The organism is Enterococcus sp. AZ141 (assembly GCF_051714385.1).
GTDB lineage: Bacteria > Bacillota > Bacilli > Lactobacillales > Enterococcaceae > Enterococcus_D > Enterococcus_D entomosocium.
In genome coordinates this window covers 1,801,231-1,823,353 of sequence record NZ_JBIORT010000001.1, presented here as the reverse complement: position 1 = coordinate 1,823,353, position 22,123 = coordinate 1,801,231, and the positions used below count along the sequence as shown (strand labels likewise).

Genomic DNA, 22,123 nt, shown 5'->3' with positions numbered 1-22,123 from the left:
ATTCAAGCCGCTTTGCAGCCATTCTTACTCCTCACTATACGCCCATTTGATGTCACCGACAAAATTTATGTTTAGCCAGAGGGAATAACCGGAAATCTGTTGGCTGATTGCTTGATTCAATCGTTCTCGCAAGGGATCTTGCCGCCCAACTGTATCGAGAGGTGTTGCAGGTAAAATCACCACATCTAATTCCACAATGACTTGATTGCCGACTTTGGCGGTACGTAACACAAAGTCCACCACTTCTTCTGCGCGCATTTCTTTTTCAACGATCGTCATGATGGACTCTCGTAGTTCTTCTTTCGGAGTTGAAGAAGTCAATTCCAGAATGGCCGCTTTCAACTCTTTAATCGAAAGCTGAATAAAGAACAAGGTGATCCCGATGGAGATGATTGGGTCGACATACATCGCGAAATTTCCATAGGGACTGGCTTGAATCAGCCATGACACAAGAAATGAACCGACGACACCCAGACTAAAGAAAAAGCCGAAACGCCATTGTTCTAGTTCTACCCAGTAAAAGGGATGAGTCAGTGGTTTCTTTTTTAAGTACAAGTAAAAAGAGAAACAGTAGATCGTACCAATCAGCGAGAAATACAAACCGATTGGATCAATCATGCCATCACTGACGTGTAATAAACTAAAAGCAGATTCAATGATTCCATAAATTGAGATCAGCAAGATGATACTATATTGAATAAAAACAACCAACGGCATCAACGCTTCTTTGCCGAATGGGAAACGTTCAAAGTCTTGGGCTTGGATATATTTTGCCACATACAAAGCAATCAGTGACATCACTGCACCAATCAATGTATAAACACCATCTAACAAGAGGACGTTATAACTGACCAGTAACCCAAAAAGCAAGGCACCGCCGCCATAGATACTCCCAGCGACAATCGATGCCAGCAAAAGTTTGCGTATTTTTTTCTTTTCACTCATGATACTCCTCTTTCTTTTTTTCAAAAAAACTATCAATTTGATTGCATTCTTCTATCTATAAGCCTATCTTCCCATATAAATAACATAAAAAACAGTCAATTTTTTCATACAAAGCGGAAAAAAATAGTATTGCTGTCAATCATTCACTCTATTCTCTAGTGATGCATATTCGATCTTTCTATTCCACTCTTTTTACATTCTGGTGTAAATCCCCTTGACTACGCGGATTGATTCCCTTATCATCAAGGGTAACCATATTCAATCAGAATTTTCAGAATATTCCGTTATATTTTTCATAACGGCGATTCATTGGAAGACAGGGAGGATGAAGAGAGTGAATGAAGCAAAACAAGTCCCATGGACAGGAGAACCAAACCAACGAGCGATCAACTATTTGAATGAAGAAGGCAAAGTGATCGTCTGCCCAACCAAAGTCGGCTATATCATTGCCGTCTCTGATAAAAAAGGGCTGGAACGCAAGTTTTCAGCAAAGAATCGCAAGCGTAACAAACCAGGTGTCGTTCTTTGCAGCTCATTGGAGCAGCTACATGAATTAGCCGAATTAAATGCGGAAACCGCCGCCGTTTATGAAACGTGTTGGAACAATGACGTGTTATTCGGTGCGATTTTGCCTTGGAAAGAATCAGGAAAAGCCTATATCCCAAAAGATGGTTCAGAAGAATTGATGACGGACGTTCGGGGAACCAGCTGTTTCGTGATCAAATTCGGTGTCCCTGGTGAGCAGATCTCAAAAGAACTTTGGGATCAAAAAAAGAAATTGCTTTTCGCCAGCTCAGCGAACCCTTCAGGCAAAGGAAACCGCGGACTTGTTGAAGGGATCGGCGAACAAATCGCGCAAGAAGCCGATCTAATCATTGAAGGCAACGACTATGTTGCATCGATCCAACCAGACAAAACGCTGGAAACCCGCTACGAACAAGGAGTCATGGTTTCTTTCGTTGATAAAGACGGTAACTTGATTCCAGAGCAAGGAGACCAACGCTCCATCACTCCCGCACCTGTCTTGATCCGTAAAGGACTCGATGTTGAAAAAATCCAAATGTACCTTTCTGATCACTTCAACTCATGGGACTATCGCCACGGGGAGTATTATTAATCTTTCATCGTCAACAAAGAACCGAAGAACCAGCTAACGGCCCTCCTATTCAAGGAAAAACGCTCAGCTCGTTCTTCGGTTTTTCAATAGAAAAAAATACTTTTCTTCTATCGTGTTTCTTTCAAAAGCTGAATGATCTGTGCCTGTTGTTTGATGATCGTATCTTGTTGCTTGATTTTAATCCAGTTTTGGTCGATTTGGATAGCTGCTCCGAGATTTTTGTAACTAAGGTTGGGGATCTCCATGAAATGTATTCGGTGTGCAGATAAGTCATTAAAGATCTGAACAGACAGTTCCTCACTCAATTCATGAACCTCTTTTTCTACAATATACTGGTTGATCAGGTCTTCTACAGTCAAACGCTTTTTTCGTTTCTTGCCTTGTGTGCCATTCGAATTTTCAGATTTCTTGTTCGTGCCAAACATTTTTGTTCTCCTTTCGTTAGGTCATCCTTCCTCCATTTTGTGATTCCGTGTCTCTTCTTCAGTGACCAAAATAAAATTGAGCGAAACCTACATACGAACATTTTGTCATAAAATAGCATTAGAATCTACATTTTGTTGTTTTTAAAGATAAAAAAGGAGATAAATTACGATCAGGTTTTCTCTGTCATAGAATTCCAACTCTATTTCTGCTATAATCCCCTCATAAACACATAGGAGGGACTCTATGAAAAAGCATTCCTCAATTGCTTTCTAGGGGACGACGCCAATGACAGTGACTTTGGACTACACTTACTGCTGGGTTGTGGGCTGCCGCAACACAGTGCTTAGCACAAAACGAAAAAACTAAGCGTGGTACGGATTGCGAAATCGCATGAAGCTGGAAGCAGAAGTAATCGTTACGGACGGTGAATGTGTCCCTAGCCAAAGAAGCCTGATGAAGAACGAACGGAACCCTTTTCTCTCAAAAGAAATCATTCTTTTGGAGGAAAGCAAAATGAGAAAAGGTGAAAATACGACCTTTGTTTGTAAAAACTGCAGTACGCCTGTGGCACCCTTGACCAATGGTTCTTACCGCAACCATTGTCCCCAGTGTCTCTACTCGTTACACGTGGATATTCGCCCAGGTGATCGTCAAAATACTTGCCATGGCCTGATGCGACCCATCGATTATCGCCAACATTCCAAAAAAGGCTATCAGCTGCTGCATGAATGCACCCGCTGCAAAAACCAGCAGTGGAATATCGTGGCACAGGATACGCAACAGCCAGACCATTTTATTGAGTGGTTGGTTCAAACCGCTGCGTATCACTAAAAAACCAAAGAAGACTATGCTTCAGGCTGGTCTTTTTTGTTTATCAGAACAACGGACCCCTTATACCACTAACTGCTCATAAACATTGTCGTCATAAGAAGCGCTTGCTTTAACCTAAAAAAACAGCCCGCTGTTTCGTCGATTGGTTGACGAAATTGCGGGCTGTCCTGCTAGTGTCTTCTTGATGATTTTACGTTGGTTTGCGCTTATTCAAAAACGAATTGATTGTGATACAGTTCCGCATAAAAGCCGTCGGCAGCCACCAATTGATGGTGATTGCCTTCTTCAATGACTTTGCCATCCTTCAAGACTACGATGCGGTCGGCATTCAAAATCGTCTTCAAGCGATGGGCGATCACAAAACTGGTTCGACCTTTGATCGCTTCATCCATTGCTCGTTGAATTTTCGCTTCGGTCACGGTATCAACGTTACTGGTGGCTTCATCCAAAATCAACAATTCTGGATTGGTCAAAATCGTTCGGGCAATACTCATCAATTGTTTTTGACCAGTACTGAAAAGATTATTCTCTTCGGTGATCTCCGTGTCATAGCCTTTTTCCAACGTCATAACGAACTCATGGATATTGGCTTGTTTCGCTGCTGCAATGACTTCGGCTTCAGTCGCTTCTGGTTTCCCAAAAGCAATGTTTTCGCGAATCGTCCCTGAGAACAACACGGATTCTTGCAAAACAATTCCCACTTGAGAACGCAGCAGATCCAAGTCTAGCTCCCGGATGTCGATGCCGTCAAAGGTCACAGAACCACCATTCACATCATAGAAGCGATTCAATAGGTTCATGATGGTCGTTTTTCCTGAACCCGTCGGTCCGACTAATGCGACCATTTCGCCTTTGTTGACTGTGATCGACACATCTTTTAGGACCAATTTTTGACTGTCATACCCAAAGTCCACATGATTCAAAGCAACCGCCTCTTTGATGCCCTTCACTTTGATCCCGTCTTTTGGATTGACCTCATCGGGTTCATCAAACATTTCATTGATTCTGCGCGCACCGGTGATCGCCAATTGAATCATGCTGTAACCAGAAGAGATCTGCATCAATGGTTGGTAATACTGCTGCGAATACTGGACAAAGGTCACAACTAATCCTAAAGCAACGGAACGTTCTAAGTCACCGTTTAATGCTAACCAGCCACCAAAGAAAATCACGATTGCCGTGTTCAACAAGGACATCCCTTGCATCAATGGGAAAAGCAGCCCAGAGTAGACTTGCCCTTTGTAGGTAGCTTCCCGGACTTGTTGGTTGTGGACCAGAAAACCATCGATGGTTTCTTCTTGCAGTCCATTGGTGATGATGATTCGTTGACCACTGATTTTTTCATCGATATAGCCGTTTAATTTTCCGACTTCATCTTGCTGCAGATCGACATATTTGCGGGCTTTTTGGATCACGATCACCGCGATCAACACCGCAATCGGGGTAGAAGCAATCGTTGCCCATGCCAATTCAACGTTTTGACGGAACATCATGATCAAGATCCCCACCATTAAGACTACATTGGTCAGCACTTGCAACAATGCTTGGTTCAGACTGTTTTGGATGTTATCCAAGTCACTGGTGAAACGGCTCAAAATATCACCGTCTTGATGAGAATCAAAGAATTTGATCGTCAATTTTTCCAGTTTATTAAATAAACCGATCCGCATTCTGTTGGTTGATTTCCCCACCACTTGCGTGAACAAGATACTATAGACAAAATTAGCTGCACTGGCTAAGACATAAAAAATCAACAGTTTCCAAATGATCGATAGAAAAGCCGATTTATCATCGACCCCTTGCATCAAACCGCCAACATAATTCGCCAATTCCTGGAACGCTTCTCCGATAAAGACTGGCGCTTGTACTTGCAGATACGTTGCCAGAATCACCGTTACAAAAATGAATAGAAACGACCACTTGTATTGTTTTAAGTAATGGTAGAAAAATTTACTCGCTTTGAACAAATCTGTCATGGTTACTCCTCTCCTTTCTGTGTTGCGAAGATTTCTTGATAGATGGCATTGTTATTGGCTAAAAATTCATGGCTTCCTTCACCAACCAGACGTCCATTATCTAAAACGAAGATACGGTCGGCTTTCACAACAGAGGCAATCTTTTGCGCGATAATGATTGTTGTCGTGTCTTTTAATTGTTTTTCAAACGCTTCGCGAACCAATTTCTCCGAACGCGCATCTAATGCACTCGTACTATCATCCAAAATCAAAATTTTCGGTTCACCGATCACGCCTCGAGAAATCGATAAGCGTTGCTTTTGTCCTCCAGAAAAATTGCTGCTGCGCTCGGAGACCGGCGCTTCAAAACCCGCTGTCAATTTTTGAATAAATTCACTGGCTTGGGCGATTTCTGTTGCCCGAGACATCTCAGACTCTGAAGCATCTTTTTTCCCTTGCCGCAAGTTTTGGGCAATCGTTCCTGAAAAGAGGATCGCTTTTTGCAAGACAAAGGCGACCGTTTTACGCAAGCTTTGTTCATTGACTTCTTTTAGGTCAACGCCGCCAACCCGCACGACACCTTCCGTTGGGTCAAACAAACGGGGAATCAGCTGCGCCAGTGTTGATTTGCCGGCACCAGTCGCTCCTACGATCCCAATCATTTCGCCAGGTTTGATGGTAAAACTGATAGCCGTTAGGGCATTTTTTTCATCCCCAGGGTAACGGAAGCTGACGTTTTCAAAAGCGACACTTCCAGACAATTCTTGTTCTGGGACATCTTGGTATTGCAGATCCGGTTCGGTATCTAGAATCTCTTTGATCCGTTTTAGCGAAACTGCAGCCCGTGAAGTCATCATCATCATCATGCCGCCGATAATGATCGCCATCATAATTTGCATCAAATAATTCATGAATGAGGCAATTCCCCCAATCAAGGTTGGGTCATCTTTCGCTAGATCACTGACAAAGAAAATCGCGCCGACCACTGCTAAGTTGGCCGCCAGCATAAAGGAGGGGATCATTACAGAGAACAGGGTTCCTACAATAATATTATGCTTCGTTAACGTTTCACTGACTTTGGAAAAGCCTTGCAGTTGGTTGTCTTCTTGGACAAAGGATTTCACCACACGAATCCCCATCAAATTTTCTTTGGCGATCCCGTTGATTTTGTCGATCAAGTTTTGGATAATCATAAAGTGTTTCCCCATCCGTGTAAAGGAGAGTGCCGTAATCACTAGAACAGCGATAATCAGTAAGACGATGATCCACCACAGTTGCGGCATGGTTGTCATCGCCAAAATGAAGGCACCGATAAATAAGAACGGGATGCGAAACAACGATTGTAGTGAGATCATCACTAAGTTTTGAATTTGCGTGATGTCATTGGTCAAACGCACCACTAAGTTTCCTGCCGAGAAGGTTTCGATATTACCAAATGAGAAAGTCTGGATTTTCCGAAACATTTCTTCTCGAATATCGGCACTAACGCCTTGCGCCACTTTCGCAGAAAAAACCGTGTTGATGATCCCTGCAACAAGTCCTAGCAATGCTAGCCCAATCAACTGCACACCAATTTTTTTCATTTCATCATTGTTTTCGGTAATAATTGATTCTAGCACTTGCTGCAAGAGCTTTGGCTGCCATAATGCAGCAACGACCATTAAAATGACCGATAATAAGGCAATGCTGGTTGCCGCTTTGTACTTTTTGACATGGCGTAAGACCAGATCCATATACGTACCACTCCTTTGTGTTTAGCAGAAAAGACTGCCAAAAAATTTCGGTTGCACAACAATTTACCATGGATCACGACTAGAAACAAGCGAACAAATAAAACAAAAAGAGCTTTCATGAAAGCTCTTTGAAAATATTGCATAAATGTTGGCGAAAATAACGAATAATAAAGGGATTATGATGATCCTCAAGAGGGTCTTCCTTATTTTCTGGCGCTAAATCTTTGACTTACGATTCGCTGTTTTCCAGCTCACTTTTTTGTTTTTTTGTCAGTTTTTGTTTGACTAGATCGTAGGAAACCAAAATCATTTGTTCGATGTTTTCTTCCATCAAGGCATCAGATGCCAACTTGATGGTATTCCAATGGGTCTTATTGGCATAATACCCCGGAATGATGACGTCAGGAAATTGCTCTCGCAGCGTTTCGTTGACCTCGGGCAGATTTTTCAAAGTCAAAAATGCTGTTTCTTCTGCTTGCGGACTCATGATCCCAAACTGTTTTCCTACTAAATCAAAGTAGATTGCATCCCAATCTTCGCGGTAATAGACTTTGGCTCCCGGCAAGCCTTCCCCAAATGCTTGAAATCGCTGCATTTTTTGTGCAATTTTTTCTTCAATCGATGTACTCATTGTGTTTCCCTCACTTTCTACTATCAAAACCGTCATTTTCTGTCTCAATTTTGACAGATTGAATCGCTTTCTGCTCTATTTCCTACTATTATACATGGTTGCCGTGTAAAAAGGGATTTTTTATCAATGGCATGTTGCCTGAAAATGACTCTTGAGAGTTGCATGCGGCGTTACATTCATTCATCTCTCTCAGAAGATACAAAAAAACCCTTATCAGCGAGTAAGATGTACTCGCCAATAAGGGCAATTGATTACTAGATGTCATGGACAAGATTCATTTTAGAATCTTAGTACCAACCATTTGCTTCCCAGAATGCTTTGGCAGCAGACCAAGAACCATAACGTGATGCAACATATTCATCGGCAACCTTTTCTTGGTTAGCAGCTGAATAGTCACCATTTAAGTAAGAGTTGGTTAATTGGTAACGGCCGTAGTATTGTCCGTTTGTCGCTGTGTAAGAACCACCAGATTCTTTGTTTGCGATCCATTCTTTTGCTGAAGCTTCTGAGCCGCTAGCTGAAGAGCTGTAGCTTGAGCTGCTTTGTGTGCTTGCAGCAGCAGATTGTGTGTTGCTTGATTGTGAAGCTGCTGGTTCACTTGGTTGTTGTACACTTGCTGCAGCAGTCGTGTTTGCAGATTCTGTATAAGTGGCAGTGCCATCTGTAGGGATGATCAATGCTTCCCCAACAAAAATCAAGTTTTTATCAGCAATCTCGTTTGCTTCAACGATCGCACTGATCGTATCATCAGAGCTATAACCGTAAAAGTTAGTAGCGATTGTTGATAATGTATCACCAGATTGAACAGTGTATTGTTCGTCTGCAAAGGCGTCTTTCCCACCTAAGAAAAGGCCGAAACCGGCAAGGACAGCTGTACTAAGTAAAACAGTTTTTAAAGACTTCATATAATTAAATCTCCTTCTTTGAAACTCATTTTGCGTCATTTGAGATGACTCAAGCGCATAAACAAGTCTAACACCGAAGAATATTTCATAGGTAAAGAAATCATTACAGATGATTACGAAAACGACAGTTGCCTTACGTTTCGTAAGAATTGAAAAAGACTATCATATCAAGCTTTTCTCTGCTGTAATTTTTAACATTACAGTTATTTTGTTTTCAGGTAAACCAGTTAACCTTAGAAAACCTTTCCTATATTACAAAAAACCCTCTTTTTACACAGACTTGTAACAAAAGAAGGAACGAGACAAGGTCTCATTCCCCATTTACTTCCTATTTTTTCTTCACTGGGATCAATTTATTCATGACGATCGCCGCAATAGCGCTTAAAGCAATCGGTGAATCTAATAAATATTGTAAGAATTGAGGCGCAGATTCTTTGATTTCTGCTGGCATAAACAACAAGCCGATGGCAATAATCAATGGTACCCCGATAATATACAACTCACGCTCGGAAAACTCTTCATTCTTAATGACCCGAAAGCCGCTCAACAAAATAATGACACAGACGACCGCGAACACGCCGCCGATGACAGCAGAAGGTACTGCGTGAATCAAGGCTGAAAGTTTCCCCATGAAGGACAATAGGATAAACCAGACGGATGCCATCACAAAGACTTTTTTACTAGCAACCCCGGTGATCGAAATGATCCCTGCATTGGTAGAATAACCAGTCACAGGGGTCGTTCCTACTAAGGCGGCAACCAAGCAGCCTAATCCTTCGCCGATCACGCCTTTATTGATCTGTTCATCCGTAACAGGTTCTTCTGTCACGGAACTGACCGCATACCAAGTACCTGTTGTTTCTGCTAGGAGCACCATATAGATCACTAGCATCGTTAAGATCGCTGAAACATCAAAGTGCAGGCCATAGTTTAGAAATACCAGTTTTGGCAGACTAAAGAAAGAAGCATCCGCCACCGACTGAAAATCAACGCCCCCCATAAAGGAAGCAATCACGGTACCGATAACCAAAGCAATAATGACCGAACTGATTCGGAAGTATTTTCCCATTCCCGGAAAATAATCGCCTAACATGGAAAACAAAATCAAAATCGCCGCAGTAATCGCAGCCAACAACATGTTTTGATTGGCACTTAGTGTTTCAGTGGCAGGATAGATATTGCTGGTAAAGGCCGTTGGCAGCAATGTCAACCCAACGATCATAATGATCGTTCCACTGACGATCGTAGGAATAAAATGACGAACGATATACTTATAAATGCCCGTAAAACCTAGTAAAATGACTGCTGTGGCACCTACGATGCTGGCTCCTAACACCGTGTCCATGCCGTTGGCACCAAAATAAATACCGATGATCGCTCCAACGGGGACAAAGGATGGCCCTTGACATACGGGTAATTTCAAGAAAAAGAGGACTTGGATCAAAGAAGCGATCCCTGCTCCTAAAAAGGTTGATTGGATCAAACCTGATGCATCTGAAGAGGACATCGCCACCGCCGTTGCGATAATAAATGGCGGCACATACACGTCCATTGCCAACACATGCTGCAACCCTAAAAGTACTGCTTGACCAAAGGGAATGTCTTCATTCATTCCGATCGTTAAATGTTTATTTTTCGTTGATTCCACTGTCTCATTCTCCTCGTTTTTCGTGTACTTTTTTTCCTTGGACCCAGACTTGGCGAATATTTTGCATCGTTGCTAAGTACAGGATTTTTTGTAATCTTGCTTCGGGTGAGGTGAACACACCGAAGTCAGGCAAAGGATTTTCTTTTTGTCGCGTATCGATCACTTGTACATCAAACGCATAGCCTTCTTTGATGACACCTACAGGTAATTTCAGTGCCTCACCGCCGCCTTTTGTCGCTAATGAGAACGCATCGATCACGGATATACGAGAATCTGCTACTCCTCGTGTATTTTGGGGAAGCGTGACATCTACGCCATCTTCTAACATTCTCGAAGACATCACAGCTTGTTTGATGTTGTCATACAAACTCGGTGAAAAACCGCCGGAGATATCCGTTCCTAAACCAATCGTGACTCCTTGTTCTTTCAAGCGCTTGATTGGGATCACGCCATTGGCAAAGTAGGCATTTGAGATGGGACAGTGCGCAACTGCGGCGCCGGTTTCGACAAAACGGGCGCCGTCAGCTGGGCTGATGAAATTGCCATGAGCCATCACTGCTTTGTCACGCAACAAGCCGAAATCTTGCAGCACTTCGGTATCCGTTTTGCCAAATCGTTCTTGAACAAAGTCATGTTCCCATTGCCCTTCACTGCAGTGGGTCTGAACATGGACATCATATTTTTGAGCCAATGCGCCTAAGCCTGCCAAGCCTTCATCGGTACAGCTGGGGACAAATCGCGGAGTGACCACAGGATAAACGCCTTGAGGTGCGGTCTTTGCGATTGCTTGTACTTCTTGAATAAAACGTTCTGTATCCGCTAATGCCTCTTCTGTTGACGCATCCCGATAAAAAACAGGATTGGCTTGGGGATCGTCCATAACGACTTTTCCGACTAATCCCCGTTGACCAAGAGCGGCACAAGTCTTCGCCAATTGAAGGCTCGCTTCTAGATGGATCGTTGCAAAATAAAGAACCGTTGTCGTTCCTCTTGCCAATAGCTGTGCCACCAAATCTTGATAGACAGCTTTGGCAAATGCTGGATCGGCATATTTTGCCTCCAGCGGAAACGTGCATTCATCTAACCAGACATTTAACGGTTCATCTAACGCGATCCCTGCTTGCGGCCATTGCGGTGCATGGACATGCAGATCGACAAACCCTGGTAAAAAGCACTGGCCTTCAGATAAAGCCTGAAGATTCTCTGATGCTTTTGCCAGCTCTGCCTCATACCCTTGATCTGTTTTGGCAGTGACTTTCGTGATGATCCCTGCATCATCGACTTGAATCAATGCATCTTCTATATATTCTAGTTTTCCATCAGTTGGCGTATGGAAAACATCTCCTTTAAAATAGCGAATGGTTGCCATTTGTTTGATTTCCCCCGTTCTCTAAGACATTGTCAGGAAAAAGCCGTTCATTTAATGTTCCTTTTTCACTAACACGATGTTCTTATTTTAACGCTATTCGAAAATAGTGCAATAAAATTCACTATCATAAAGGAAGATAAAACGCTGAACGTTCGGTTTTTATGCGGTTTCAAAAAAAGCAGCCACTGTCTTGAATCAAGATAGTGACTGCTAAAGACGCTTATTCTTTTGTTTTCTTTGATTGTCGGCGAAATACCACCAATCCACCTACTAGCAAACACAGTAATCCTGCAATCGAGCCCCATTTTGCTGGCTCTAAAAAGCTTTGGATCCTTGAGGTCTGATTCGTTGCCGTCGTTCCTGATAGCTGAAACAAGAAAGCCAACGGCTGATGTTCAAAACGAAGAATGACAAACAGGAGTGTCATCAAAAGAAATTGATGTACCAGACTCCCTTTGCTTTGTGTGGCATACTTGGCTAAACTCTGCTGTTCAATTGCTTCCGGTTTTGCCGCCAAATACTGTTTCGTGAGCCATTGATTCAATCCCGCATTAAAGAAGCTAATGACAAATAAACTTATTGGAATCAGTGTGTCGCTGCTGAACAGAAGAACACCTGCCATCAGCCCAAGTAAATATGTTGGTACCAGCTGTTTTTCTAAACGATGAGCGAGTTTTCCTCCGAGAAACATGGCACCAAAAAGGCCCAGTGCATATGGTAAGTAAACGTGCGTGCTTAGCGCTTGTGCCCCAAATCGACCGGTAACATAGACCGAGCCGAAAAGAAAAAGAAAGTTACCGATCACTCCCCGAATAAAGGTGAGGATGTTCAAGTGAAGCGGCTGTCTCCACGACTTACTGCGTTTCGTTAAAGTGATCAGTAGCAAAGCAAAGAGAAACAAGAAACCAGTGATCGCCCACTCAAAGAGGGCATTCGACTTGATCAGCCTGGCGGCTCGCAAGCCAAACAGTAAGAGAAAGAAAAAGAAATACAACAAAAATTGCTTATTGAATAACTGGTTGCGCTGCATCAGCGGTCTTTTTGGGAGGTTTTTGAAGGTTTGACTACTCTTAGCCGCCAGCATAAAGAGTGCAAGATAACTGCCAAATAGACCAATGCCTTGAAGGTCATCAGGCAACCGTAAGGCAAACAATAAAACGAAAAGAAAGAACAGCGCCTCCTTCCAATCATTTTTCAGCGGCTGTTCAGTGAGCTTGGCTTTTTGGCGTACCATCAGGTCAGCTGGCGGCAACCAAGAAGCACTGATCCCCAACAAACCAGCAGCTGGCAAGAGTGCAGCGCTCCACCAAGTGCTCAAGATACCTACCAATGCGCCGGCGCCGCCGATCAAGACACTGGCTGCTAACAATGATGGTGCAAAAAGCGCCGTAAGCGTCTGTAAGAAAAAGACCCCTGTCATGCGAAAGGTATAAAAGAGCGCAAAGGCTAATGCTGCACTTAGCGACTGCTCTTTGCTCAAAGATAAGAAATAAAGATACGGGATGATCGTGATCGTATTGCTGATGATCAAAAGTGCGGTATGGGATTTTAAAACTTTCATCGTCCGACTCCTTGCCTTGATTTAAAGTTCCATCTTTCTTCTATCCTACACTTTCAAGCAATCCTGTCAACTTGCGTGCCAAATTTAAGCAAAAAGAAACCAAGTGTATTGTCAAAAGACTGACACTTCGTTTCTTTTTCTTATTGCGATTTTCGGCTAGAAGCCAGTAGACTGAATCGTTTGCTTAATTGCCTGAATTTCTTCATACAACCCTTGAAACTCTTTTGCAAGCTCACTCATGATGTCTGCGCTCATCAAAAGATCTTCCGCATGACTTAATAGTAAGGACATCCAAACTTTGTCCCCTTGAGCTTCTTGTTGAACTAACTTCCGATGTGCCAAATGGGCTTCATGATAGTGTTCTTTTCCTTTTTCGATTGCTTGCAGTGCAGCCAGATTCTGGGCTTCTCTTCCTTTTTGAATACTTTCAAAAAAGCAACTTCTTGCCATACCCGCTTGCGAGATAATCTGAAAACAAATTTGTTCTTTTTCTTCCATTCTACTCTCCTATTAGTTCAAGTGCTTGTTCCAATGCTTTTTTTCCATCCATCATGCCATAGGTGCGCATGTCGATACTGGCTGCTGGACAAGCAACTAAGCCTTGGACTTCATTTAATCGGTAAGAAACTTGCGGTCCTAACAGTACGCAATCAGCATCTTTTGCTGCAGTCGTGACCGATTCAATGGAGAACGCATCGATCGCCACCGCTTCTCCTTTTTCTTGCGCTGCTTTCTTCATATTATTTACTAAGACGCCAGTAGACATGCCGCCAGCGCAAACTAACACTATTTTTTTCATCATTTTTCCTCCATTTTCTCGTTATTTGTTACTCAACGACTGCCGCTTGGGTTTGCAGATTCTTTTCTTCAGCTAGTGCTGCTTTGTCTTGCAGACGCATAAAAGGGATGTAGATGATGATACATAAGACAAATTGGATCAATTGTGCAATGATCCCTTGCCAGCCATTCACTAAGAAGCCACCGAAAATAATCGGAAATCCAGTTGGGATATTGACTCCATTGTGGTAAGGCAAAAAGCCGACAATTGTTAAGAGATATGCTGACAACACGGAAACAGCCGGTGTTAACATCAAGGGAAGCAGCATTCTGATATTCATCACCTGAGGAATCCCAAATTTGATTGGCTCAGAAATACCAAACATGGAAGGGATCAATCCAATTTTACCAACAGCTTTTAGTTGCTCTGATTTGCAGCCAAAAATAGCCAGTAAAGCGACTGCAAATGAACGAGCCCCGCGATTGTTCAAAATAAACCCAATCGTAAACAGATGTGGTAATGCTTGGCCGGCACTGTACGCCGCCAGATTATCAAGCCCTGGTTGGTAAAAGACCAACATCAAGATCGGATAAACAGCCAACACTCCGTGAATGCCAAAGAACCAAAGAAATTCGATAAACGCCACAATGATCATACAAGCAAAAATATTCGCTCCTAATAAGGTCAATGGAGCTTGTACCCAAGTATAGATCATATCTGTCAGTGTGCCGTAAGGAGTTGCCGCCATACCCACGTAAATGATGCCCATAATGGCTGAAACAATAATTGCTGGCACGATCGCTGCAAAGGATTTGTTGACGATCGGCGGTACCGAATCCGGCATTTTGATCATCAAATTCTTCTGTACACATAAAATGTAAATTCTGGCACCCAACAATCCGCCAAACATGGCGACAAACATCCCACCGGAGCCAAGGGTCGACAACTCCATCGTACGGGTTTCTTCTAAAGTCGAAATCGGACTCAAGATCAAAAATGATACCAAACTCATGATACCGGCATTTAGTTGATCCGCATTTAAATGCTCGGCTAATTTATAGCCAACTAGAAAGGCGACATAAACGGAAACGACATCGATCGTCATCGCGTTGACTTGGGTTAATAATGCTTTCAAACCAATTTGTTCCATTATCTGTTGCGTTGCCCCAATGTCGATCGCATTGATCAAGGAGGCAATGGAACTGATCATCATGACGGGCATTAAGCCCATCATTGCATTGGCAATGGCTTTCATATAAATATTGTTTTGTACTTGAACGGCTGCAGCTAGTATTTTATCTTTCAGTGTATTCATAAGGTCCTCCTTCACTTAATCCCGCAAGTATTTATCTTTAAGTAGCTGGATTTTCTGCTGTGAAAAACCCTGTTCTTCTTTTACATACGTTTCAATCCCCCCATGAGCCTCAATCAAATCCAAAGCGGTTTGTAAAAAACACCGATCAGCTTCTTTGAAGTATCGCATTGCTGCCACAAAATCGGGGTTGTTCGTTTCTTCTTGTATCTGCTTGAGACTCTTGGTATTTTTCTCCCTTTTGTACTCGTTGGTCAGCAGGTAATCTTCCATGACCTCTTCATAACTGACACCCAGCAGTAACTGAATCAGGGCAACCCCATACCCGGTGCGGTCTTTGCCACCACGACAGTGCTGAACCACTGCACCTTCAGCTTCCAAATGAATGGCCAATACTTCTTTAAAAACGGTCTTGCATTGACTGTTTTCAACAAATTCATAATTTTGCCGAATCATCAATTCTTTTGCAACTTCGGCGGTGATTTTTTCTGCAGAAAGCGCCATTGGCTCCCCTTCTTCTGAAGAAGCTAAAGCAGCAATATCAGCAATTGGCGTCAAATAAAGTATCTGAGCATTCCCAATGGGTTTGTCTTCATTGTCTGCTCTTTCTTGGGCATTGCGGTAGTCAATAATTTTCTCAATTCCCAGAGCTGCTAATTTTTTCTGATCAGCTTCTGTCAATTTGCTCAATTCGTCTGAGCGGTATAGTTTTCCAGTCACTACGTATTTGCCCTCTTTGGTCCGATAGCCGCCAAAATCGCGAAAATTATACGCACCTTCTAAGGTTACTTTTTCATTTGTCATACACTACTCCTTTAAATAATTAATGAACGTCATAAAGTCCGTTGTCGCAGCTAGTTTGTTTACTTTATCCAACGAAGAACATTGTTTGATCAAATGATCATTCAGCGGTTTCACTTTTAAGTGATCTTGTTCAGCAATCACTAATAAGAAAACGAGACGAACCGTCTGTTTGTACCAGAACACTGGCTTTTTCAAGTTTGCAACGGCAATCACCGTTTCTGCACCAATCAGCGCATTGGGATGAGGGAAAGCGACTGACGGTAAGAAATCGGTTCCAAAAAAGGCTTCTCGTTCAAAAACCAACGTTTCAAAATTCTCAGGCATTGAATACTGTTCTTTGATTTGTTGGCATAAAAAATGCAACACCGCTTCTTTTGTTTCAAATTCTTGTTCACAGATGAATAACGATTCCTTAAAGTAGTTCAAAAGCACTTCTTCTGTGAAGACAGCGGCCAATGCGGCTTCGATCTTTTTGATCATATCCGGTTGCATAAAATAATCAACACTCATAACAGGAATCGTTCCTTCGTAAGGAAGTGGAATCGAAGAAAAGATAAAATCGAACTCCTGCTCTTCGATCATTTGCAAAAATTCATATTGATTGCATACCGTGACTTTCTTGATATAATTGCGAAAATAAAACTCAAATTTCTCTTTAAGGAAGGTATTGGCCGCTCGGCCTAGGTCATTGACCACTAAAATATACTTGCGCTGTGTTTGCGAATTTTTCTTATTTAAAGCCACATCAAAGTGCATCGCCAAATAGCTGAGTTCATGATCACTGATGGTCTTTTCAAATTGCTTTGCAATGACTTGACCGGCAATGATGGCTAAATCATAAGCGACATTACAGTGTACCTTCACCTCATTCAACAAAGGATTTTTCAGCTCGATCCCCAATTCGATCCGATCGATCAGCGGAGCAAAGTGCAACATCAACATCGTTTGCAGATCCAAGTCTTTGCTGAAATCGATTTGGCGGCTTTCCTTGATCGCTTTTAAAATTTTGCTGACCAATTCTGCTGCTTCATCTGAAACAGTCATCTTTTCATTTCTAGGGACTACTCGTTTGCCAACGATTTGCCCTAAAACATAATTTCGCTCGTATTCGGTAAAATGTACAGCACACTCTTTTTCAATTCTGGCGATGATTCGCTCTCCTAGTAATGTCTGCTCATCATTGGTCCTGCCGCTGATCGGTAGGTTTCGATCTAAGTAGCGGCCGCTTTGCATGCGTAAGACAGCGATCGCTAAATGATTCACCAGATTGTTCAAAATAGCCTCCGACATGGGGTAGGCTTTTTGCGAAAACTCCGTCGAAACGATCGCTTTTATCTGCTGGTGAAGAAGCGACGGTGTATCTTCGCTGATTGTGCCCTCTTCTAACTGCTTGATATGGGTTCTTTGCAAATAATTACTAGCCATAAACCGTCTCAAGTCAAATTCGCTACCGCTAAGTTTCATTCCGTAATACGGCTTCGTTTGAATGGAGAGCTGGTAATGGCTTAGTATCCGTCGCAGCTTTTTCAATTCTTGAGATAGCTTACTCTGAGAAATGAATAAGCGTTCGCAAAGCATTTCGGATTTAATATACGTTTCTTCTTGAATAAAGAATTCAATAATTCTAGAAACAAAGTCGTCATTGTGGGACGCTTGTTCTTTCCTTCGCTGAAAAGCTTCTTCGTTCGTTATTTGTAAATACAACCCACTCCCTTTTTTCGCTTGAATCATACAACCGTATCGTTCTTGATGCTGGTTGATTTCTTCTGCATAACGGCGAACGGTTTTTCTGCTAACACCCAACTCGGCAGCAGCCGCTTTACTCGTCATAAAACCGTCATGCTCCGAAAGTGTTCTTAACAACAATAGGCTTAATTTTTCCATCTCTCTCTCCCTCGCTTACTAGTTTAGAGTCAAACCCAAGCAACCTCCATAGGTATATCTTCCCTTTCATTAAGGGAAATTTCTACAAGAAGTTGCTTGCCTTGTGCTTTGCTTCTTATCAAAAAAACGAATGGTCGTGACTTTCACTTTGTTGTTGCCACATATGACCGACCAATTTGTTTGAGTTTTCTTCTCCACAAAAAAAGACATGATCTTCACTCAATGAAGGTCATGTCTTTTTTATTTAGCGAACCTCGCTGATTTTCTCTACCGACTGTCGCACTTTTAATTGATGGGGACTAATTTTTCGATGGCTCGTTTCTGCTTGATTGGTGATGATGTCTGCTAGTAATTCAGCTGCTTCATAACCGATTCGTTCCATATCTTGGGCAACGGTTGTTAATTCAGGCGTTACGTAGCTAGCCAAAATAATATCATCGAACCCGATGACCGAAATATCTTCAGGAACCCGCAAGCCCATGTCTTTGATTCCTCGTATCGCTCCGATTGCCATAATATCACTAGCACAGAACAGTGCAGTGATTTCTTGATTGTTTTCTAACAGATTTTTACAAATCAAATAGGCAATTTCTTCTTCATAGTTGGCGTACTGGATATACGACTCATTCACTAACAAGCCATGCGCTGCCAAAGAAGCGCGGTAGCCTTTTTCTCTAAGTTCACTGACATTGGCATCACGACTCCCGTTGATCATGCCAATTTGTCGATGATTATTGGCAATCAAAAAATCCACAGCTTCTTGCGCCGCTTTTTCATTGTCAATCGAAACCAAGCCGATCTTAGGATTGTCGATTTCCATATCAATCAGAACTGTCGGCAAAGAGGTTTGCTGTACTTCCTGGTAGTAAGGATCGGTGGTTTTTAACCCTTGGATCACTACACCAGTGATATTGTGCTCATTGCAGAACTGACTAAACGTCTTTTGCTTTTGTTTCTCAGTACTTGTCCCATAAAAGACAAACTCAAAATCTGACTGATCCGTATAACGATAGACCCCATTCAACACTTCTAAAGGCATCGTTGATTTTCGGTTGAAATTCAACTCATTTAAAATCAAGGCGATGGTTTGTTGTTTCTTCGAAGACAGTGTCCTTGCTGCCATGTTTGGGGAATAGTCTAATTCTTTCGCTATTTTTAAAATTTCTTGCTTGGTTTGTTGGTTGATATCACTATACCCGTTAAAAACTTTGGATACAGTCGCTATTGATACACCGGCTGCCTTTGCCACATCGCGAATCGTTGTTCGCATTTGCTATCTCTCCTTTATCCAAATACCACCATCAGTCTTCGTAGCGAGCAATTGGGTTGTCTCCGCTAACTGACAGTCAATATCGCGATCCTTTAAACTGATTTTAACAGGTTCTCCTTGATAAAAGAGCGTAAATTTTAGTTCTTTTATTTTCTGTGGCAAATGATTCGCTAATCGCAGGCCTTGATCGTAATACAACCCTGCAAAACCGTAAATCAAGCTCAGCCAACTTCCCCCCATATTTGCTGCGTGAATGCCATCGACAACATTTTTTTGGAGATCCGTTAAATCCATCAAAGCCGTATCCATAAAATAACGATAGGCTTTTTCAGAATCCCCAATTCGACTCGCCATCACGCTAAAAATAGAACGAGACAAGGAGGAATCATGCGTCGTCACTTGTTCGTAATAGTCATAATCTTTTTTTAATTGCTCAAGACTGAAGTCTCCTGTATAGAGCATTTGGGCTAAAACCGTATCGGCTTGCTTACAGACTTGATGTTTGTAGATGACCATTGGATGATAATGCAGCAGGAGAGGATACTTTTCAGCAGGTGTAGTCTCAAATGGCCAGACTGCTTGTTCTAAGAATCCATCGTCTTGCTTCGTAATCCCTCGCTGTTCATCGTAACCAAAGTACATTAAGTCGGCTGCTTGCTGCCAAGCACTAATTGTTTCTTGGTATTTACCATACCGCTGTGCTAACTCAATGGCATAATATAGATTATTTTGAACCATTTTATTCGTATAAAAATTATTATTAACAAGGGCACTGTACTCATCAGGTCCAGTCACTCCATTGATGCAAAAGGCAAGTTTGCCCTCTTTTTCTACTAGATCGCCATAGCTCAACCAGAATTTCGCCGTTTCAAAAACAACTTCACTGCCAACCGTTTCGATGAATGCCTGGTCGCCAGTCACTCGTTCATACAATTGGAATGCATAAACGATATCCGCATTGATATGGACTTGGGCAGTTCCCGCTGGATAATAAGCACTCGTCTCATTTCCATCAATTGTTCGCCAAGCAAACAAAGCACCCTCTTGGCTTAGCTCCTGCGCCCGTTGTTTGGCTTGCGGCAAGATCTTCCCGCGATAGGAAAGCAATGCCTTGGCTATTTCAGGGTTCGTGAAAATAAAAAATGGCAACAGATACATTTCCGTATCCCAGAAGTAATGCCCTTCATATCCCTCGCCAGTCAATCCTTTGGCTGCGAAATTTGTTCTGCCGTCTCGCCCCGCACCTTGATTCAAATGAAACAAATTGAACCGAATGCCTTTTTGAAGAACTGGATCTCCTTCGATTTGGATATCACTTGCCGCCCAAAATTGCTGATAACTTTGTTGCTGCTCTTGCAAGAGAACTTCAAAATCGGCTAACTCTTGGTTAAAAGGTGTTTCGTGATTTTGATTATCTTCAAGTAGTTTCATTTGGAAAACCGTCGTAAGCGTTTCCTCTGCTTGTACTTGCTTTTCGCCATTGATCACTCGAATTGCTATACTTCGTTGACTATTTTCAGCAGTCCAAATCGCATAATCCTGATAATCAGCTTTTCGTAAGTGATGTGCTTTACTAGCAACCCGAGGATCATCTGTTTGAACAATTGCTGCTTTTTGTTCTAACGGATGTGTTATGGAAATTGGCTCTGAGAAATTGGTGTTCTTAATTTGATACTGACAGACGTAAAGTTCACTTCGTGTCACAGAGGCAAACGACTGCATCACCAATTCAAAAGTTTTACCTAGTGGCGTTACTACTTTATAGGATTCATCCAACACGCCTTTTTCCAAATCCAAAGTCATTTGTATAGGCTTTACTTGCCATTCTGAAGCACTAGAGTCCTCGTCACCAATCTGTAAACGTACGCCTCTTAGATTCGGCAGCTTGATGATCGTCTGATGCTCTTTGGCATAGCCGTATGCCCATTCACCATATTGGATCGTCTCACTATCAAAAAAACCATTAACAAAGGAGCCTGGGTTTCCCTCGTAAAGCTCATTGACTTTTAAGGGGTGACCTGCACGCACGCCAATTTGACCATTGCCAACTGCAAACAATGTTTCTAAGTATTCAGGGGTTTGATGAGAAAGTTCCTGTGCTCTTACTTTAAATGAATCATTTTTCGCCATCCATTCGCACTCCTTGTAAGAAATATTTGTTGAACAGCAAGTAAATGATCACAATGGGAATGATCGTGATCACACTTGCCGCCATCGTCTGATCCCATCGTACACCACCATTTCGACTTTGGAAAGTCTGCAACCCTAGAGTCAAAGTATATTTACTTGGCGTGGTCAAATAGAGCATTGGTTTCATGAATTCATTCCAAAAGCCCATAAAAATAAAGACAGCTTGTGTTGCGATGGATGGTTTTGCTAATGGCATCACGATACGAAAGAATGTTTGAAATCTGCCGAGACCATCGATTGCCGCAGCTTCTTCCACATCTTTTGGAAAAGATAAAAAGAATTGACGCATCATAAAGATATTCCCGATGTTGATCGCAGCTGGTAAAATCAATGCTGAAAAACTATCTAACATTCCTAGATTCATCAAGATTAAGTAATTTGGAATCAACAAAACCTGAGCTGGCACCATCATCAATGCCAAAAACCCATAGTAAATTCGTTCACGCCCCGGAAAATTTAATCTTGCTAAGGCATAACCTGCCATCGTATTTAATAAAATATTGATGGTCGTTCCAATAACGGATATAATCACGGAGTTTAGAAACCAGCGCATAAACAAAGAAGAGCGCCCCAAGACATATCGAAAATTGTCTAAAGTAAACTCATTGGGGATCAAACTCATATCCCCAGAAACAATTTCTCTATAGGGTTTGAAAGATGCAGCAATTGCCCAGACAAAAGGATAAAAGGTCAGTACTGCATAAAGAATCAAGATCGTATAAAGCAAGATCTTTAAAATTTTTGTTTTCTCTTTTCCTCTCACG

19 protein-coding genes are annotated in these 22,123 nt (G+C 42.3%); 2 read left to right on the top strand and 17 right to left on the bottom strand.

Annotated features, from left to right (window positions below):
- Window positions 1–24: 24 nt before the first annotated feature.
- Complete coding sequence (locus tag IGI89_RS08500; protein ID WP_438735530.1) at window positions 25–945, bottom strand: cation transporter; 921 nt, start codon at window positions 943–945, stop codon at window positions 25–27.
- A gap of 325 nt (window positions 946–1,270) precedes the next feature.
- On the opposite strand from IGI89_RS08500, the gene IGI89_RS08495 reads away from it, so the two are divergent.
- Window positions 1,271–2,062: an L-threonylcarbamoyladenylate synthase gene (locus IGI89_RS08495; RefSeq protein ID WP_005234103.1), complete on the top strand. Its 792-nt coding sequence runs from the start codon at window positions 1,271–1,273 to the stop codon at window positions 2,060–2,062.
- Window positions 2,063–2,169: 107 nt separating this feature from the next.
- Here IGI89_RS08495 and IGI89_RS08490 read toward each other — a convergent pair whose 3' ends face one another.
- A complete protein-coding gene (locus IGI89_RS08490; protein ID WP_008380648.1) occupies window positions 2,170–2,487 on the bottom strand; it encodes a hypothetical protein in 318 nt (105 codons plus the stop codon).
- Window positions 2,488–3,001: 514 nt separating this feature from the next.
- Here IGI89_RS08490 and IGI89_RS08485 point away from each other — a divergent pair.
- Complete coding sequence (locus tag IGI89_RS08485) at window positions 3,002–3,319, top strand: RNHCP domain-containing protein (RefSeq protein ID WP_194199243.1); 318 nt, start codon at window positions 3,002–3,004, stop codon at window positions 3,317–3,319.
- A 206-nt stretch (window positions 3,320–3,525) separates the two neighbouring features.
- On the opposite strand, the gene IGI89_RS08480 is transcribed toward IGI89_RS08485, so the two are convergent.
- The 15 genes from IGI89_RS08480 to IGI89_RS08410 all read right to left on the bottom strand — a co-directional run bounded on the left by IGI89_RS08480 (window position 3,526) and on the right by IGI89_RS08410 (window position 22,122).
- Entirely contained in the window at window positions 3,526–5,295 is a 1,770-nt protein-coding gene (locus IGI89_RS08480; protein WP_438735529.1) for an ABC transporter ATP-binding protein, read from the bottom strand.
- A 2-nt stretch (window positions 5,296–5,297) separates the two neighbouring features.
- Window positions 5,298–7,007 (bottom strand): ABC transporter ATP-binding protein, encoded by a 1,710-nt coding sequence (locus IGI89_RS08475; protein WP_005234099.1) that lies wholly within the window; start codon window positions 7,005–7,007, stop codon window positions 5,298–5,300.
- 229 nt (window positions 7,008–7,236) lie between these two features.
- On the bottom strand, window positions 7,237–7,638 hold the full coding sequence (locus IGI89_RS08470; protein ID WP_008380641.1) for an MmcQ/YjbR family DNA-binding protein: 402 nt from the start codon (window positions 7,636–7,638) through the stop codon (window positions 7,237–7,239).
- Window positions 7,639–7,925: 287 nt separating this feature from the next.
- A complete protein-coding gene (locus IGI89_RS08465; RefSeq protein ID WP_034878363.1) occupies window positions 7,926–8,543 on the bottom strand; it encodes a LysM peptidoglycan-binding domain-containing protein in 618 nt (205 codons plus the stop codon).
- Between the two features lie 328 nt (window positions 8,544–8,871).
- Window positions 8,872–10,155, bottom strand: a complete 1,284-nt coding sequence (locus IGI89_RS08460) for a uracil-xanthine permease family protein (protein ID WP_086317423.1) — start codon at window positions 10,153–10,155, stop codon at window positions 8,872–8,874.
- Between the two features lie 40 nt (window positions 10,156–10,195).
- A complete protein-coding gene (guaD, locus tag IGI89_RS08455) occupies window positions 10,196–11,560 on the bottom strand; it encodes a guanine deaminase (RefSeq protein WP_086297965.1) in 1,365 nt (454 codons plus the stop codon).
- Between the two features lie 220 nt (window positions 11,561–11,780).
- Window positions 11,781–13,121 (bottom strand): hypothetical protein, encoded by a 1,341-nt coding sequence (locus IGI89_RS08450; RefSeq protein ID WP_086297968.1) that lies wholly within the window; start codon window positions 13,119–13,121, stop codon window positions 11,781–11,783.
- A gap of 156 nt (window positions 13,122–13,277) precedes the next feature.
- A complete protein-coding gene (locus IGI89_RS08445; RefSeq protein WP_005234093.1) occupies window positions 13,278–13,619 on the bottom strand; it encodes a PTS lactose/cellobiose transporter subunit IIA in 342 nt (113 codons plus the stop codon).
- Between the two features lies 1 nt (window position 13,620).
- The gene (locus IGI89_RS08440) at window positions 13,621–13,920 is read right to left on the bottom strand and encodes a PTS sugar transporter subunit IIB (RefSeq protein WP_034872120.1); all 300 of its coding nucleotides are present in this window, start codon (window positions 13,918–13,920) and stop codon (window positions 13,621–13,623) included.
- A gap of 28 nt (window positions 13,921–13,948) precedes the next feature.
- The gene (locus tag IGI89_RS08435; protein WP_034872121.1) at window positions 13,949–15,214 is read right to left on the bottom strand and encodes a PTS sugar transporter subunit IIC; all 1,266 of its coding nucleotides are present in this window, start codon (window positions 15,212–15,214) and stop codon (window positions 13,949–13,951) included.
- Window positions 15,215–15,229: 15 nt separating this feature from the next.
- Window positions 15,230–16,015, bottom strand: a complete 786-nt coding sequence (locus IGI89_RS08430; protein WP_438735528.1) for a tyrosine-protein phosphatase — start codon at window positions 16,013–16,015, stop codon at window positions 15,230–15,232.
- Window positions 16,016–16,018: 3 nt separating this feature from the next.
- A complete protein-coding gene (locus tag IGI89_RS08425; protein WP_086297971.1) occupies window positions 16,019–17,899 on the bottom strand; it encodes a BglG family transcription antiterminator in 1,881 nt (626 codons plus the stop codon).
- 244 nt (window positions 17,900–18,143) lie between these two features.
- A complete protein-coding gene (locus IGI89_RS08420; RefSeq protein ID WP_005234088.1) occupies window positions 18,144–19,169 on the bottom strand; it encodes a LacI family DNA-binding transcriptional regulator in 1,026 nt (341 codons plus the stop codon).
- A 3-nt stretch (window positions 19,170–19,172) separates the two neighbouring features.
- Window positions 19,173–21,299: a glycoside hydrolase family 65 protein gene (locus IGI89_RS08415; RefSeq protein ID WP_101699315.1), complete on the bottom strand. Its 2,127-nt coding sequence runs from the start codon at window positions 21,297–21,299 to the stop codon at window positions 19,173–19,175.
- Entirely contained in the window at window positions 21,286–22,122 is an 837-nt protein-coding gene (locus IGI89_RS08410; RefSeq protein ID WP_016612747.1) for a carbohydrate ABC transporter permease, read from the bottom strand. The genes IGI89_RS08415 and IGI89_RS08410 overlap by 14 nt, the downstream gene beginning before the upstream one ends.
- Window position 22,123 lies beyond the last annotated feature (1 nt).

Excerpts from the sequence above, each read along its gene's own strand:
- IGI89_RS08500 (WP_438735530.1), bottom strand. The coding sequence starts at position 945 with ATGAGTGAAAAGAAAAAAATACGCAAACTTTTGCTGGCATCGATTGTC.
- IGI89_RS08495 (WP_005234103.1), top strand. The coding sequence starts at position 1,271 with ATGAAGAGAGTGAATGAAGCAAAACAAGTCCCATGGACAGGAGAACCA.
- IGI89_RS08490 (WP_008380648.1), bottom strand. The coding sequence starts at position 2,487 with ATGTTTGGCACGAACAAGAAATCTGAAAATTCGAATGGCACACAAGGC.
- IGI89_RS08485 (WP_194199243.1), top strand. The coding sequence starts at position 3,002 with ATGAGAAAAGGTGAAAATACGACCTTTGTTTGTAAAAACTGCAGTACG.
- IGI89_RS08480 (WP_438735529.1), bottom strand. The coding sequence starts at position 5,295 with ATGACAGATTTGTTCAAAGCGAGTAAATTTTTCTACCATTACTTAAAA.
- IGI89_RS08475 (WP_005234099.1), bottom strand. The coding sequence starts at position 7,007 with ATGGATCTGGTCTTACGCCATGTCAAAAAGTACAAAGCGGCAACCAGC.
- IGI89_RS08470 (WP_008380641.1), bottom strand. The coding sequence starts at position 7,638 with ATGAGTACATCGATTGAAGAAAAAATTGCACAAAAAATGCAGCGATTT.
- IGI89_RS08465 (WP_034878363.1), bottom strand. The coding sequence starts at position 8,543 with ATGAAGTCTTTAAAAACTGTTTTACTTAGTACAGCTGTCCTTGCCGGT.
- IGI89_RS08460 (WP_086317423.1), bottom strand. The coding sequence starts at position 10,155 with ATGAATGAAGACATTCCCTTTGGTCAAGCAGTACTTTTAGGGTTGCAG.
- guaD (WP_086297965.1), bottom strand. The coding sequence starts at position 11,560 with ATGGCAACCATTCGCTATTTTAAAGGAGATGTTTTCCATACGCCAACT.
- IGI89_RS08450 (WP_086297968.1), bottom strand. The coding sequence starts at position 13,121 with ATGAAAGTTTTAAAATCCCATACCGCACTTTTGATCATCAGCAATACG.
- IGI89_RS08445 (WP_005234093.1), bottom strand. The coding sequence starts at position 13,619 with ATGGAAGAAAAAGAACAAATTTGTTTTCAGATTATCTCGCAAGCGGGT.
- IGI89_RS08440 (WP_034872120.1), bottom strand. The coding sequence starts at position 13,920 with ATGAAAAAAATAGTGTTAGTTTGCGCTGGCGGCATGTCTACTGGCGTC.
- IGI89_RS08435 (WP_034872121.1), bottom strand. The coding sequence starts at position 15,214 with ATGAATACACTGAAAGATAAAATACTAGCTGCAGCCGTTCAAGTACAA.
- IGI89_RS08430 (WP_438735528.1), bottom strand. The coding sequence starts at position 16,015 with ATGACAAATGAAAAAGTAACCTTAGAAGGTGCGTATAATTTTCGCGAT.
- IGI89_RS08425 (WP_086297971.1), bottom strand. The coding sequence starts at position 17,899 with ATGGAAAAATTAAGCCTATTGTTGTTAAGAACACTTTCGGAGCATGAC.
- IGI89_RS08420 (WP_005234088.1), bottom strand. The coding sequence starts at position 19,169 with ATGCGAACAACGATTCGCGATGTGGCAAAGGCAGCCGGTGTATCAATA.
- IGI89_RS08415 (WP_101699315.1), bottom strand. The coding sequence starts at position 21,299 with ATGGCGAAAAATGATTCATTTAAAGTAAGAGCACAGGAACTTTCTCAT.